General features: G+C 61.4%; 13 protein-coding genes. 1 reads left to right on the forward strand and 12 read right to left on the reverse strand.

All coding sequences use genetic code 11. The features are described from left to right. Positions 1–454: 454 nt before the first annotated feature. Entirely contained in the window at positions 455–3,802 is a 3,348-nt protein-coding gene (pulA, locus tag BLW36_RS15805) for a pullulanase-type alpha-1,6-glucosidase (RefSeq protein WP_244506293.1), read from the forward strand. A 452-nt stretch (positions 3,803–4,254) separates the two neighbouring features. On the opposite strand, the gene ribA is transcribed toward pulA, so the two are convergent. From ribA to BLW36_RS15865, 12 genes are all read right to left on the reverse strand, one after another. Beyond that, positions 4,255–4,863, reverse strand: coding sequence for a GTP cyclohydrolase II (gene ribA, locus BLW36_RS15810; protein ID WP_091390971.1), 609 nt, complete (start codon positions 4,861–4,863; stop codon positions 4,255–4,257). A gap of 16 nt (positions 4,864–4,879) precedes the next feature. Beyond that, positions 4,880–5,515, reverse strand: a complete 636-nt coding sequence (locus BLW36_RS15815) for a retropepsin-like aspartic protease family protein (RefSeq protein ID WP_091390973.1) — start codon at positions 5,513–5,515, stop codon at positions 4,880–4,882. 9 nt (positions 5,516–5,524) lie between these two features. Beyond that, the gene (locus tag BLW36_RS15820) at positions 5,525–6,013 is read right to left on the reverse strand and encodes a phosphatidylglycerophosphatase A family protein (RefSeq protein ID WP_091390975.1); all 489 of its coding nucleotides are present in this window, start codon (positions 6,011–6,013) and stop codon (positions 5,525–5,527) included. A 4-nt stretch (positions 6,014–6,017) separates the two neighbouring features. Next, entirely contained in the window at positions 6,018–6,965 is a 948-nt protein-coding gene (gene thiL, locus BLW36_RS15825) for a thiamine-phosphate kinase (protein WP_091390977.1), read from the reverse strand. Between the two features lie 33 nt (positions 6,966–6,998). Beyond that, positions 6,999–7,439 carry a transcription antitermination factor NusB gene (nusB, locus tag BLW36_RS15830; protein WP_091390980.1) on the reverse strand — a complete coding sequence of 147 codons (441 nt, stop codon included), beginning with the start codon at positions 7,437–7,439 and terminating at the stop codon, positions 6,999–7,001. Positions 7,440–7,663: 224 nt separating this feature from the next. Beyond that, positions 7,664–8,134 carry a 6,7-dimethyl-8-ribityllumazine synthase gene (gene ribH / locus BLW36_RS15835; RefSeq protein ID WP_091390982.1) on the reverse strand — a complete coding sequence of 157 codons (471 nt, stop codon included), beginning with the start codon at positions 8,132–8,134 and terminating at the stop codon, positions 7,664–7,666. A gap of 78 nt (positions 8,135–8,212) precedes the next feature. Then, complete coding sequence (gene ribBA / locus BLW36_RS15840; protein ID WP_091390984.1) at positions 8,213–9,334, reverse strand: bifunctional 3,4-dihydroxy-2-butanone-4-phosphate synthase/GTP cyclohydrolase II; 1,122 nt, start codon at positions 9,332–9,334, stop codon at positions 8,213–8,215. A gap of 75 nt (positions 9,335–9,409) precedes the next feature. Next, positions 9,410–10,072, reverse strand: a complete 663-nt coding sequence (locus tag BLW36_RS15845; RefSeq protein WP_091390986.1) for a riboflavin synthase — start codon at positions 10,070–10,072, stop codon at positions 9,410–9,412. A gap of 15 nt (positions 10,073–10,087) precedes the next feature. Next, on the reverse strand, positions 10,088–11,233 hold the full coding sequence (gene ribD / locus BLW36_RS15850; RefSeq protein ID WP_091390988.1) for a bifunctional diaminohydroxyphosphoribosylaminopyrimidine deaminase/5-amino-6-(5-phosphoribosylamino)uracil reductase RibD: 1,146 nt from the start codon (positions 11,231–11,233) through the stop codon (positions 10,088–10,090). Next, positions 11,230–11,697, reverse strand: a complete 468-nt coding sequence (gene nrdR, locus BLW36_RS15855) for a transcriptional regulator NrdR (protein ID WP_091391110.1) — start codon at positions 11,695–11,697, stop codon at positions 11,230–11,232. The genes ribD and nrdR overlap by 4 nt, the downstream gene beginning before the upstream one ends. A gap of 312 nt (positions 11,698–12,009) precedes the next feature. Then, a complete protein-coding gene (glyA, locus tag BLW36_RS15860; protein ID WP_091390991.1) occupies positions 12,010–13,275 on the reverse strand; it encodes a serine hydroxymethyltransferase in 1,266 nt (421 codons plus the stop codon). 143 nt (positions 13,276–13,418) lie between these two features. Beyond that, positions 13,419–13,907 (reverse strand): outer membrane beta-barrel protein, encoded by a 489-nt coding sequence (locus BLW36_RS15865; RefSeq protein ID WP_091390993.1) that lies wholly within the window; start codon positions 13,905–13,907, stop codon positions 13,419–13,421. Between the last annotated feature and the right edge of the window lie 447 nt (positions 13,908–14,354).

Raw genomic sequence — 14,354 nt, forward strand, 5'->3', positions numbered from 1 at the left:
CAAGCGACTTTTGTGCCGCCGGCCGATTGCCGGAGCCACGTAACATCGGCCTGGCGGCGAATGTCAGTAACGATGGGCGATGGTATTTTTTTCACTTGGCTCCAAAAAGAAAAAGCCGGCTTGGAGCCGGCCTTCTTATCCAATTGCCGCGAGTGCATCACCTTTCTCGACCCGCCACAATCAGATTGTCTGAGTATAGACACAACTCTTCGTTCCGCTGTGGTTTTACTCGGTAGGAAAGAATGCGCCCGCCAGATTTCCACGAGGTGACGCTTTTACAAAAATTTTGTGACAGCGCGCGCAATTCCGACCACCACCCTCCCCCATTACCAGCTCCGCCTCCCCGGGGTGGGATGCCCCGCTACCGGCTCTGCGCTTCAATGCTCGCGCGGGAGATGTTTGCAGTACCCCAGGGATTAATAAAAAGGAATAACAAATAAAACGGGGCCAACCTATGCGATCGATGAAATCCTCTTACCCGCGCGCCTGTCACCCAGACAGCTGGGCGCGACTTCTACTCGGCGGCGTGCTGTGCGCCACGCAACTGCCGGTGTTCGGCGCTGATACGCCGGCACCTTCGGCCGTCAACATTCCCGGCACTATTCAGAGCCAGCTCGGTTGCCCGGGTGACTGGCAACCGGAATGCGCCGCGACGATGCTCGGCTACGACAGCAGCGACGACAAATGGCAGGGCAGCTTCGTTGTGCCCGCCGGCAACTGGGAGTACAAGGCGGCGCTGAACGGAAGTTGGGATGAAAACTACGGCCAAGGTGGCTGGCGCAATGGTGCCAATATTCCCCTCAATATCGGCGCCACGCGCGAAGTGAAATTTATCTACGACCACGAGTCCCACTGGATAGCGGATAACGTCAACGCCACCATCGCCACCGTTGCAGGTAACTTCCAATACCAGCTGGGCTGCCCCGGCGACTGGCAGCCGGACTGCCTGCAAAGCTGGATGCAGGATGCCGACGGCGACGGTATCTACACCTTCGTGACCGACAAGATTGCCGCGGGCAGCTACGAGTTCAAGGTGGCACTGAACGAAAACTGGAGCGAAAGCTACGGCAGTTACGGTTCCAACGTGCCGTTTACCGTCGCCGCCGATAACGACGAAATCTATTTCGCTTTCGACACGGCCAGCAAACAGGTGACGGTCAGCAGTAACGGCATTCCCCGCGGCGACCTGACGCTCGACAAGGCGCACTGGGTAGATGCGGAGACTTTTGTCTGGAATATCACCTTGCAGGACGGCGATACCGTCAAGCTGCACTACAGCATCGATGCCAACCTGAAACTCGATGCCGACGGTGTCTCCGGCGATGGCGCGATCACGTTACAAGCGGATACCGCGCTCTCCGCAGCTGTGCGACACAAGTTCCCGCATCTGTCTTCCTATACCGCGCTGCGGCTGCCTGCGGGCAGCGTGCCACTGGAGGATCTGGTCACGCAGCAGCTCGCAGTGGCGGCCTACGACAGCGACGGTAAGGTGCGCGATGCCACCGGCGTGCAGCTGGCCGGCGCCCTCGATGACCGTTTCTATTACGGCGGCGAGCTGGGCGCGAGAGTCGGCGCGTCTGCTATCCAGATCGATCTGTGGGCGCCCACCGCGCGCTCGGTAAAACTGCATCTGTTCAGCGATGCGGCTCACGACAGCGCCGATATGGTAGTGCCGATGCAGCGCGACGTGGCTACCGGAGTCTGGTCCGCAGATGTCGGCAAAGAGTGGGACCGCAAGTTCTACCAGTACGAAGTGGAAGTCTACTCCTACTTCAGCCGCCAGATGGAAAGCAATCTGGTCACCGACCCCTACTCGCTGAGCCTGTCCATCAACAGCGGCAAGAGCCAGATCGTCAATCTCGATGATGCTGACCTGAAACCCGCCGGCTGGGACCAACTACACAAGCCGCCGCTGAACAATCCGGAAGATATCAGCGTGTACGAACTGCACGTGCGCGACTTCAGTATCGAGGACGACAGCGTGCCTACCGATGCACGCGGCACTTTTGCCGCCTTCACCGAACGCAGCAGCCGCGGTATGCGCCATCTGGCGAGCCTGGCCCGTGCCGGACTGACCCATATTCACCTGTTGCCGGCGTTCGACTTCGCCACGGTCAATGAAGACCGCATGCAGCAGGCGCAGACGCCGGATCTATCCGTGTACGCGCCGGACAGCAGCGGACAGCAAGAAGAGGTCAATAGCATCCGCGATAGTGACGGTTTCAACTGGGGCTACGACCCGCTGCACTACACAGTACCGGAGGGCAGCTACAGTACCGATGCCGACGGCGTCACGCGCATTCGCGAATTCCGCGAGATGGTGCAGGGGCTCTCGCGCGCCGGTCTGCGCGTGGTGATGGACGTGGTCTACAACCACACCAGCTCTTACGGCCAGTATGACAATGCCATTCTCGATAAAATCGTGCCCGGCTATTACCACCGCCGCAACCTGGAAGGCGGCGTGGAGATGAGCAGTTGCTGCGCCAACACCGCCAGCGAACACGCGATGATGGAAAAGCTGATGCTGGATTCGATGCTCACCTGGGCCAAGGCCTACAAGGTAGACGGTTTCCGTTTCGACCTGATGGGGCACCACAGCCGCGACAATATCCTCAAGGCGCAGGCAGCCCTGCAGTCACTGACCGAGAAAGATGACGGTGTCGACGGCCACAGCATCTACCTCTACGGCGAGGGCTGGAACTTCGGCGAAGTGGCGGACGACGCCCGCTTCGTGCAGGCGCGCCAGTCGAATATGGCCGGTACAGGTGTGGGTACCTTCAACGATCGCCTCAGAGACAGTGTGCGCGGCGGCAACCCATTCGGCGGCTACGAGGAACAGGGTTTCGGCACCGGATTGTTTACCGACGGTAATGGCAAGTTCGAAGGTTGGGATGAACGGGCGACGCTGCTGACACTCGCCGACAAGGTGCGTATCTCACTGGCCGGCAACCTGGCCGACTACCCGCTGACCGATGCCAACGGCAACCGCATCGTCGGCCGCCAACTGATCTACAACGGCCAGCCTACCGGCTACACCGCTGACCCGCAGGAGTCGATCAACTACATCGCCGCTCACGACAACGAAACCCTGTTCGACGGTATCCAGATCAAGGCCAACAGCGGCGCCTCACTGGAAGAGCGGGTGCGCATGCAGGCCTTCAGTAATTCGCTGGTGCTGTTTGCCCAGGGGATCCCGTTCATCCACGCCGGGCAGGAGTTCCTGCGCTCCAAATCCATGGACCGGGACAGCTACAACTCCGGCGACTGGTTCAATGCGCTGGACTTCAGCTTTGAGAGCGGCAACTGGGGAGTGGGTCTGCCGATCGCCGACAAGAACCAGGACAAGTGGCCGCTGATGCAGCCGCTGCTGGCGGATCCGGCACTGGCGCCGCAACGGCAGCACCGGCTGTGGAGCATCGCGCTGTTCCGCGAACAGCTGGCGATCCGCAACAGCTCGCCCCTGTTCCGCCTGCCCACAGCCGCGGCGGTGGAAAAGCACCTGAGTTTCCTCAATACCGGACCGGAACAAAAACCGGGCCTGATCGCAATGCAGCTGCACGACCCGGACGGCGACTTCGACCGGCGCTACGAACGCGTACTGGTATTGTTCAACGGCGACGATGAGACGGTGCAGTTCGGCAGCGACCAACTGCGCGGTCTGCGCCTCGAGCTGCATCCAATCCAGCGTGATTCTGCGGACGCGCGGCTTCGCGATGTGCATTTTGAGCACGATAACGGTAGCTTCACGCTGCCGGGGCGGAGCACCGCGGTATTCGTGCAGCGGCGTCGCGGGAGAATTTAATTAGCAGACAATTGACGGTAAGGGCGAACGTTGTGTTCGCCCTTTTTGTATCTGGTTCCGCGGTGCTTTGTTTTGGCTGCGTGGCGGCAAAGTACTGGGTGTACCATTTCGAAACCGCTGTGAATACATCCCTGTCGCCGACGGTTTCGAAATGGTACACCCAGCATTTTGCCTTCAATTTAGGCTGCTCGACACTGTAAGCAAACGCCAAAGGGGCCAGCGTCTTTAATGCGGTGATCTTCACGCGAAGACCCTGATGCCGGGGGTCTTAGGTGGGACTGTCTGCGAGAGGGATCTCGCAGACAAGCCCCCAGGGATGGGTTTAGGGGGGGCGCCTAGCCCGTGTCCCGCCTAAGGCCCCCGGCAGCAGGGACACCACCAAATTGCCCACAACGTGCCGAAAGAAAAAGGGCGAACACAAGGTTCGCCCCTTCATCATAACGTTCGCCGCATTACTCCTGCTCTTCACTGTTCTCGTCGAACAGGTGTCCCAGCTTACCCTTCTTGGTGGACAGGTATTTCACGTTATGCGGATTGCGGCCGGTCTGGTGCGGCAGCCGTTCGGTTACGTTGATGCCGAGTTCTTCCAGCGCCTTCACCTTGCGCGGGTTGTTGGTCATCAGGCGAATGGACTTGATGCCGAGGTGATCGACCATCGCCTTCAGGATCGAGTAGTCGCGCATATCGGCACCGAAGCCGAGCTGCTCATTGGCTTCCACGGTATCCGCACCGCAGTCCTGCAGATGGTAGGCGCGGATCTTGTTCAACAGCCCGATACCGCGCCCCTCCTGGCGCAGGTAAAAGATAGCGCCGCGCCCTTCCATCGCGATACGGTGCATGGCGTGTTGTAGCTGGGCGCCGCAGTCGCAACGCAGGGAGAAGAGCGCATCACCGGTCAGACATTCGGAGTGAATGCGGGCCAGCAGCGGCTCGTCCGTGTCTATATCCCCCATGGTGAGCACCACGTGCTCCTTGCCGGCTTCGACATCTTCGAAACCGTGCATTTCAAACATGCCCCAGGAAGTGGGCAGTTTGGAGGATTCCACATAACGAATGGTCAACGTAATACCTCTTCAATCAATTGCGCGCGCGCAGTATCAGCACGCCGCCCTGCTGTTCCATATCGACCCGGCTGAGAAAACTGTTACCCAGCAGGGTGATCTGGGGAAAATCGTCAGCGTGCACGGTGGCCTCGACATTGTGCAGTTTGATACCGCCAATGGTGACGCTGTCGAGATTCACCTTATAGGCGCGGGCAATGCCGTTGGCCGTCGACACGCGGATCGGCTGCGCACGCTCCAGGTTCAGCCCCAGTCGACGCGCGGTGGGGTAATTGAACGCGATGCTGGTCGCACCAGTATCCACCATGATCGCCACGCTGCGGCCATTAACCCAGGCGTTGGTGCTGTAGTGACCACGGCCGTCCGGCTTCAGCCGCACCTCGGCGCGGCTGGCCTCCGCATAACTGGCGGCGACCGGAGCAGCGAGGGTCAGTTTCTGCTCGCGGCCATCGATCAGCACCCGCGCGTATTTGGTCGTGGCCTCGAGCAGTTTCACCCCTTCCGGGGTTTTCTGCCCGGCTTTCAGCAATCGCTGTTGGCCGTTGATCTCCAGCATCGCACTGTTGCCAAACAACCCTTTCAACTGTACTTGCTGCGCCACGGCGCCTATCGAAATGAAGAGACTCAGCGTGAACAGGAGAAAGTGGCGCATCGGTTATCCCTACCCAATAAAATGCGCGGTCAGCTGCAGAATCAGTGCCGCGTATCCGGCTGCCAGTATATCGTCGAGCATAATTCCGACACCACTGTGCACCCGGCGGTCCGCCCAGCGGATCGGTTGCGGCTTGGCGATATCGAATATGCGGAAAAGCACAAAGCCGTACAGCGCCCAGCCCCAACCGGCCGGCGCCATAAACATGGTGAGCCAGTAACCCACCATCTCGTCCCAGACAATGCCACCGTGATCGTGCACGCCGAGCTTTTCCGCCGCCGCGCCGCACAGATAACAGCCCACCAGCGCCGCGGCGATGACGATCGCCATATACCAGGCGGGCGACAGTCCCTGCATCAGCCACCACAGCGGAATGGCCGCCAGAGTACCGAAAGTTCCCGGCGCCTTCGGCGACAAACCCGAACCAAAGCCGAAGGCCAGCATCATGGTGGGATCGCGTAACAACTGGCCGAAGGTGGGGTTTTCCATAGTCGCCATAATGTTAAAAATGTTCGTAGCCGGCAGCCTCGGGGAACCAGCGCTCGCCATCCAGCCAGGCGTGCACCTCGCCCTGCCCTTCGACAATGGTGCCGATACACACCGCATCCAGGCCGAGTTTTTCCAGAGTCGCAACCTGCTCCTGTGGCACAGTAAAGCACAGCTGGTAGTCATCGCCGCCGCTGGCGGCCAGCTCCAGTGCCCGCTCACCGGCCAGCTGCCGCGCCAGCGGCGCCACCGGCAGCGCGTGCAAGTCGATATCGGCGCTCACACCGCTTGCCGCGCAGATATGACCCAGATCGGCCAGCAGGCCGTCGGAAATATCCAGCGCGCTGCTGGCTATGTCACCGATGGCCGCGGCGGTCGCGAGCTGCGGCTCGGGGAAATAATAGGCCCGCTCTGCGGCGTCCCTATCAGGTTCACCGGCGAGCTTCTGGCCGAGTACCACCGGCAGTGCCGCCGCGGCGGCGCCGAGTTCACCACTGACATAGACGGCATCGCCAATCCGCGCGCCATCCCGGCGCAGCGGTTTCACGCTGCTGCCGGTTACCTGAATGGTGATCGATAAAGGCCCGCAGGTGGTGTCGCCACCGACCAGCGATACACCGTAGGCTTTCGCCGTCTGCAGCAGGCCATCGGCAAATTTCTGCAGCCAGGCCGCATCACTATGCGGCAGCGTCAAAGCCAGGGTAAACCACAGGGGCTGCGCGTTCATCGCCGCCAGGTCGCTGAGATTGACCCGCAACGCACGCGCGGCGATGGCGGCCGGGTCGGCACTGGCCGGGAAGTGGCGGTCGGCCACCAGGGTATCCACCGAAGTGGCGAGCAAGGCGCCCGCCGGCGGTTGCAGCAGCGCACAGTCGTCACCGACCCCGAGTACCACGCCCTCACCAATCGGCGCGTCGGCGAAGTAATCGCGGATGATTTCAAATTCGCCCGGAGCGCTCCGCATACGTGACTAGGCCTCAGCCGCCCTCACCCGCCGCTACTTCTTATCCGCGGCGACTTCCGCCGCGCGCAGGTCGGCGGCGGTTTTATCCAGGATGCCGTTGATAAATTTGTAGGCGTCAGTGGGGCCGAATTTCTTTGCCAGCGCGACCGCTTCGTTGATCACCACCTTGTAGGGCACGTCGATACGGTTTTTCAGCTCGTAGGTGGACATGCGCAACAGCGCGCGGGATACCGGATCCAGATCGTCGACATTGCGATCCAGGTGCGGCGTGAAGCCGGCTTCCACCTCATCGAGATTCTTCGCTACGCCGTGGAACAGATCGCGGAAATAAGGCACGTCCGTCTTGCTCATATCGTTGTCAGTCTGGAACTCAGCCTCGATCACATTCAGGCTGGCGCCAGCCATTTGCCACTGGTACAGCGCCTGCATGGCAAAGTGACGAGCCTTGCGGCGCGCGGATGCGGTTACGGTCATTGTCTATTCCGATAATTACCCGGCAGGCGCGGCCCTGGCCGCTCCTGCCAATAAATGAATCGCCCTAAGGGAACTCTGCAAAGCGTAGCGAGCGTGTGCCTGGTGGTGGCCGCCGGAGCGGAGGAAGCGGAGTGTACAAATCGTACATGAGCATTCCAACCGGGCTGGCGCACCTGCACCGCCGGACGCCGCCAGGCACACGCGCAGTAGCTTTCAGAGTTTCCTTAAATCTTGCCGAGCAGGGAAACCATCTCCAGCGCGGTTTCCGCCGCTTCACAGCCCTTGTTGCCGGCCTTGGTGCCGGAGCGCTCGATCGCCTGCTCGATAGAGTCCACGGTCAGCACGCCGAAGGTCACCGGAATACCAGCGTTCAGCGACACCTGGGCCAGGCCCTTGGTACATTCGCCGGCGACGTATTCGAAGTGCGGGGTGCCGCCGCGGATCACTGCGCCCAGGGCGATGATCGCGTCGAACTTTTTGCTCTCCGCCAGCTTCTGCGCGGCCAGCGGGAACTCGAAAGCGCCCGGCGCATAGTAGATGGTGATGTCCTCATCCTTGATGCCCTTGCGGCGCAATGTGTCCAGGGCACCGTCTTTCAGGCTCTCGACTACGAAACTGTTCCAGCGGCTGACCAGCAGTGCGTACTTGCCTTTGCTGTTGACGAAATCGCCTTCGATGACTTGGATGTTGCTCATGATTTTTCCTTACTTAATCTTGCGAACTTCTGAAGCGCTTAGTGCGCGGATGCCACCAAGCGCACGGCCAGCCGCAACTCAGGGTTTCGCCTCGTCAGCGTTCAGGTACTCTTCCACTTCCAGATCGAAACCGGAAATGGCACTGAATTTGAACGGCGCACTCATCAGGCGCATTTTGCGCACCTTCAGGTCGCGCAGTATCTGCGAGCCGGTGCCTACCTGCTTGTAAACAAGATCCTGGCTGGGGCGCTGCTGCTTGCCGCTGATCAGCCAGTCGATGCTCTCTTCGATTTCCTCGGTGGTCTCGTTGTGACAGATCACAACCACCACGCCCTTGCCTTCTTCGGCGACTTTTTTCATCGCCCGGTGCAGCGTCCACGGCGCATATTTTTCATCAACGCGACGCAGTGTAAAAAGATCGCGTGTGGTACTGGCGACGTGCACGCGTACCAGCGTCGGCTCTTCCGGCTTCGGCTCGCCCATTACGAAGGCAAAGTGGCGCTCGCGGCGCGCCTTGTCCAGGTAGGTGCGCAGCTTGAATTCGCCATATTCGGTATGCACCTTGCGCTCGTTGGTGCACTCGACCGTTTTCTCGTTCAGGGCGCGGTAATTGATCAGGTCGGCAATGGTGCCGATTTTCAGGTTGTGGGCCTTGGCAAACTTTTCCAGGTCCGGGCGGCGCGCCATGGTGCCGTCTTCATTCATGATTTCGACGATCACCGCGGCCGGCTCGAATCCGGCCAGTCGCGCCAGGTCGCAACCGGCCTCGGTATGGCCGGCGCGGCTCAGGACGCCGCCGGGCTGCGCCATGATCGGGAAGATATGGCCGGGCTGGACGATATCGCTGGGCTTGGCATTGCGCGCGACTGCCGCGCGTACGGTGCGCGCGCGATCGGCGGCGGAGATACCGGTGGTGACGCCTTCGGCCGCTTCGATGGAAACGGTGAAGTTGGTGCTGAACTGGGCGCCGTTGTCGCGGGACATCAGCGGCAGGTCCAACTGCTCGCAGCGCTCCCGGGACATGGGCATGCAGATCAGGCCGCGGGCATGAGTGGCCATAAAGTTGATGTCCTCGGCGCGCACCTGCTCCGCGGCCATCACCAGGTCGCCCTCGTTCTCGCGGTCTTCGTCATCCATCAGGATCACCATCTTGCCCTGGCGGATATCGTCGATCAGTTCTTCAACCGTATTGAGTTCCATAAATCTCTCTAAATCGTGATTCGTGGTCTTGCTTCAAGCCCGCGTCGGCCCGCTCAAAGCCATTCTTGATGCCGGTTAACCCCGGTGGAAACCGTGCTTGGCAAGGAATTCCACCGTGAGGCCACCGCTTTCCGGCTTGGCCGCCGCATCGCCGAGCAGCAACCGCTCAAGGTAACGCGCGATCAGATCCACTTCCAGATTGACGCGGGTTCCGGCACGGTAGCTATCCATCACCGTTTCCTGCAGCGTGTGCGGCACTATGGTCAGCTCGAACTCGGCGCCGTCCACCGCATTGACGGTGAGGCTGGTGCCGTCGACGGTAATCGAGCCCTTATGGGCGATATATTTGGCCAGGTTGTCCGGTGCGCGCAGGCGGAAGCGCTCGGCGCGTGCCTCGGACTTGCGCCACACCACTTCGCCGATGCCGTCGACGTGGCCACTGACAATGTGGCCGCCGAGGCGAGTCTGCGGTGTCAGCGCCTTTTCCAGATTCACTCGGTCACCGAGCTTCCAGCCGCCGACCGTCGCCACCGCCAGCGTCTCTGCCGACACGTCGGCCCAGTAGCCGTCGCCGGGCAGGTCCACCACCGTCAGGCAGACGCCGTTGGTGGCGATGCTGTCGCCGAGCTGCACATCGGCCAGGTCCAGCTTGCCGGTCTTGACCCGCACCCGCAGGTCGCCGCCCTTGGGCTGCAGTTCGGCGATTTCGCCAATAGCTTCAATAATTCCCGTAAACACCAGCGGCCCTCAGTGCTATCTCTCTATATCTGTCGTCGCGGTAATGCGCCAGTCGTGGCCGACGGCACGCATATCGGTAATGGTAATCGGCAATACCGAGCCCATACGCTCGATCGGCAGTTCAAACAGCGGCCTGGCGGTACTGCCCAGCAATTTCGGCGCCACATAGACGATTAGTTCGTCCACATGGCCGCGATACAGGAACTCACCGGACAGGGTGGCGCCACTCTCCACCAACACCTCGTTGCACTGGCGCCGCGCCAGTTCCTCAAGCAGTGCCTGCAGGTCCACGCGGCCATCCTTGTCTGCCGGCAGCACCAGCACTTCGGCACCAGCCTGCTCCAGGCGCTCGCGGCGCGACAAATCGGCCCGGTCGGTGGTGCACACCAATGTTGGGGCGTCACCCTGCAATATAAAGGCCTTGGGGGAGGTGCGCAGTTTGCTGTCGACAATCACCCGCAGCGGCTGCACCTCGGCGGCCTGTTCGGCGGACAGCAGCTCCAGCGCCATCTCGTCGGCGCGCACATTCAGATTCGGATTGTCGAAACGCACAGTCTCGACCCCGGTGACTATCGCGCAGCTGCGCGCGCGCAACCGCTGCACGTCGGCGCGCGCCGCGGGGCCTGTCACCCACTTGGACTCGCCGCTGGCCATGGCGGTGCGACCGTCCAGGCTCATCGCCGACTTGCTGCGCACCAGCGGCAGACCCAGGGTCATGCGCTTGATAAAGCCGGGATTCAGCGCGCGGCACTGTTCTTCCAGCAGCGGCCCTTCCACGTCGATACCCGCATCGCGCAGCTTCTGCAGCCCCTCGCCACTCACCGATGGGTTCGGGTCCTGCATGCCGTAGACGACCTTCCCGACGCCCGCCTCGATCAGGGCGTCGGCGCAGGGGCCGGTCTTGCCGGTATGGCTGCAGGGTTCCAGCGTCACATAAACGGTGGCGCCGCGGGCGCGTGGGCCGGCGTCGGCCAGCGCCTCGATCTCCGCGTGCGGCAGGCCGGCGCGCCTATGCCAGCCCTCGCCGACGATCTCGCCGGCGCTGTCGGTAATGACGCAGCCGACGCGCGGATTGGGCATGGTGGTATAGAGGCCGCGTTCCGCTAGCTGGATCGCGCGCGCCATCAGCGCCTGGGCGCTTGTTTCCGCCGCTGCCGTCATTCCGTTTCCGTCCCCTTGCTGGTCAAGCGCTCGATTTCCTCGCTGAACTCGCTGACGTCCTCGAAACGCCGGTACACAGACGCGAAACGCACATAGGCCACCTGATCCAGTTCGCGCAGCTGCTCCATCACCAGTTCGCCGATGGCACGGGCCGGCAGCTCGCGCTCGCCGGTGGCCTGCAGGGCGTGCTTGATCTGGGACACCGCGGATTCCACCCGTTCGGTACTGACCGGCCGCTTTTCCACCGCGCGCTGAATACCGGCGCGCAGCTTGTCCTCGTTGAAGGGTTCGCGCTGGCCGTTTTGCTTGATCACCCGCGGCAATAGCAGTTCGGCGGTTTCAAAAGTGGTGAAGCGCTCGTGGCACTCGAGACACTCGCGCCGGCGGCGCACCTGGTCGCCTTCGGCCACCAAGCGGGAATCGACGACTTTGGTTTCTTCTGCGCTGCAGAAAGGACAGTGCATGGAGGATTGGCCCTGGGGGTATGAAAATGGGCCGCAGTTTACCACAGCCGCTCCGACGGTGCGGCTGTGACGCCGAGCCCAGAGCCTTTCGCGGTCGATGATGCGGGTCCAGAGCTTCTGGCGCAGGGTCGGCGTGTTGGCCTGCGTGGCTGCCGGCCCGACCAAAAACCGAAACAGCACTCAACTTTAGCAAAGGTGTCTGCAAAACAGACTCGGCACTGAGGAGTCCAACGGCGCGAAGGAGAAAACGCGTGCGGCAGATACAAAAAAGCGGCTCAATGGAGCCGCTTTTGTCTGCCTACTGTCAGCTGATCAGCCTTTGTAGACCGGGTACTGGGCACAGATATCCAGCACCTTCTGCTTCACCTCGGCGATGGTCGACTCGGCGTCGCCCTTCTCCAGCGCATCCAGCACGTCACAGATCCAGTGGGTCAGCTGCTGGGTTTCCTTGACGCCGAAACCGCGGGTGGTGATCGCCGGGGTGCCGACGCGCAGACCGCTGGTGATAAACGGCGAGCGCGGGTCGTTGGGGACCGCGTTCTTGTTCACGGTGATGTTGGCGTTGCCGAGGGCCTCGTCCGCATCCTTACCGGTGTACTCCTTGCCGATCAGGTCCACCAGCATCAGGTGGTCGTCGGTGCCACCGGAGACGATATTGATACCGCGATCCAGGAAGGTCTCGGCCATGGCGCGGGCGTTTTCCACCACCTTCTTCTGGTAGGCCTTGTACTCGGGGCTCATGGCTTCCTTGAAGGAAACCGCCTTGGCCGCGATGACGTGCATCAGCGGGCCGCCCTGACCACCGGGGAATACAGCACTGTTGAGCTTCTTCTCGATCTCTTCGTTGGCCTTGGCGAGGATGATGCCACCGCGCGGACCGCGCAGGGTTTTGTGGGTGGTGGAAGTCACCACGTCGGCGTGGGGAATCGGCGTCGGGTATTCACCGGCGGCCACCAGGCCGGCCACGTGGGCCATGTCGACGAACAGGTAAGCACCCACCTTGTCGGCGATCTCGCGGAAACGCGCCCAGTCCATCACGCGGCTGTAGGCGGAGAAGCCGGCAACGATCATCTTCGGCTTGTGCTCCAGCGCCAGGCGCTCCACTTCCTCGTAGTCCACTTCGCCGGTTTCCGGATTCAGGCCGTACTGCACCGCGTTGTAGATCTTGCCGGAGAAATTGACCCGCGCACCGTGGGTCAGGTGACCACCGTGGGCCAGGCTCATGCCCAGCACGGTATCGCCCGGGGCACACAGCGCCTGATAGACGGCGGCGTTGGCCTGGGAGCCCGAGTGCGGCTGCACGTTGGCGTAGTCGGCACCAAACAGTTTCTTGGCTCGCTCGATGGCCAGGGTTTCCACCTTGTCCACGTATTCACAGCCGCCGTAGTAGCGCTTGCCCGGGTAGCCTTCCGCGTACTTGTTGGTCAGGCTGCTGCCCTGAGCCTGCATCACCAGCGGACTGGTGTAGTTCTCGGAGGCAATCAGCTCGATGTGCTCTTCCTGGCGGCGATCCTCCTCCTGAATGGCTTCCCAGATATCCGGGTCGTAGGAGGCAAGTGTGACTGATGAATCAAACATGGTGTTCCCTCGGTAATGCGGGCTGAGTAGAGACTCGGTGAAACTATAGAAAGGCGCGCATTGTACACCAAGGAAATATGGCCTGCGCAGATATGACGACGCGGTCAGAAGACCGCGTCGCGAGGGAGGAGATTTAAGGACTCTTAGAAGTTCAGAGTCACGGTACCGGACCAGAAGCCGATATCTTCCTCGATCACGGTGTATTCCAGCTCGACGTTGGTGTTAGGGCTATAATTGAAACCCACGCCGGCGCCGAGGGAGATGCCGGTATCGTCTTCACTGAAACGACCGACGGATACGTCTTCGTACAGCACGCCGAGACGGCCTTTGAAGTAGAGGTCACCGTAGGACCGGTAGGTGCCGTAGCCGGCCAGTGTCTGCACGTCCACGTCCACATCACCGTCGAAGACATCCGCTTCGCCACTGATCAGCGAGTTGGTGTACTCAGCCTCAAAGCCCCAGCCGGACGGCAGGGTATAGCCGCCGCGCAGGCCCACGTTCAGCGGGCTGTCGACATTGCGCTGGTCTATGTCCATCAGGCCAACGGTTGCACCCCAGTAGCCGCCTTCGGCCGAGGCGGCAGAAGAACAAACCAGCGCCAGTGCAGCTACACCTTTTGCAATCTTACGCATAGGAAATCCCCAATATTGTTGTTCCCAGAATTGGTTGCGCGGATTTTAACCGCCTTGTTACCCGCCGAACAGTTACCGGATCACAGAAGTGGGAGGTAATCGCCGCAGGGCCACTTGTGACAATTGCTGCCAAGCATTTGTTCCGTCGCGACAATTCCAGGCATCTTTTCTCCTTCCTGCGCAATTGGCGACCGCCCCGTCATGTCAGGCGGCGCTCGTCGCGGCGCGGCCAGTAAAATGTGGACCGCCCCACGGCAACCACCAGTCCGGCGACCTCCGGCAGTGAGCGGCTTCACCGCGACGGGCGCAGGATTGATCCAGACGATGACTGCTGCTCCGGAATCCGCCACCTCCGCAGCGCCGAATCCCACCCGCAATCACCCAATAGCGCAGCGGCTTGATCCATATCAAGCCGCCCCGTTCCGCCCCGACAACAATGACCCTATC

Source organism: Microbulbifer marinus (genome assembly GCF_900107725.1).
Lineage (GTDB): Bacteria > Pseudomonadota > Gammaproteobacteria > Pseudomonadales > Cellvibrionaceae > Microbulbifer > Microbulbifer marinus.

Bases quoted from the DNA above. Each gene is read 5' to 3' on its own strand.
- thiL (WP_091390977.1), bottom strand. From the start codon at position 6,965: ATGCGGAGCGCTCCGGGCGAATTTGAAATCATCCGCGATTACTTCGCC.
- ribH (WP_091390982.1), bottom strand. From the start codon at position 8,134: ATGAGCAACATCCAAGTCATCGAAGGCGATTTCGTCAACAGCAAAGGC.
- ribBA (WP_091390984.1), bottom strand. From the start codon at position 9,334: ATGGAACTCAATACGGTTGAAGAACTGATCGACGATATCCGCCAGGGC.
- BLW36_RS15865 (WP_091390993.1), bottom strand. From the start codon at position 13,907: ATGCGTAAGATTGCAAAAGGTGTAGCTGCACTGGCGCTGGTTTGTTCT.
- glyA (WP_091390991.1), bottom strand. From the start codon at position 13,275: ATGTTTGATTCATCAGTCACACTTGCCTCCTACGACCCGGATATCTGG.
- ribD (WP_091390988.1), bottom strand. From the start codon at position 11,233: ATGACGGCAGCGGCGGAAACAAGCGCCCAGGCGCTGATGGCGCGCGCG.
- nusB (WP_091390980.1), bottom strand. From the start codon at position 7,439: ATGACCGTAACCGCATCCGCGCGCCGCAAGGCTCGTCACTTTGCCATG.
- BLW36_RS15820 (WP_091390975.1), bottom strand. From the start codon at position 6,013: ATGGCGACTATGGAAAACCCCACCTTCGGCCAGTTGTTACGCGATCCC.
- BLW36_RS15815 (WP_091390973.1), bottom strand. From the start codon at position 5,515: ATGCGCCACTTTCTCCTGTTCACGCTGAGTCTCTTCATTTCGATAGGC.
- pulA (WP_244506293.1), top strand. From the start codon at position 455: ATGCGATCGATGAAATCCTCTTACCCGCGCGCCTGTCACCCAGACAGC.
- nrdR (WP_091391110.1), bottom strand. From the start codon at position 11,697: ATGCACTGTCCTTTCTGCAGCGCAGAAGAAACCAAAGTCGTCGATTCC.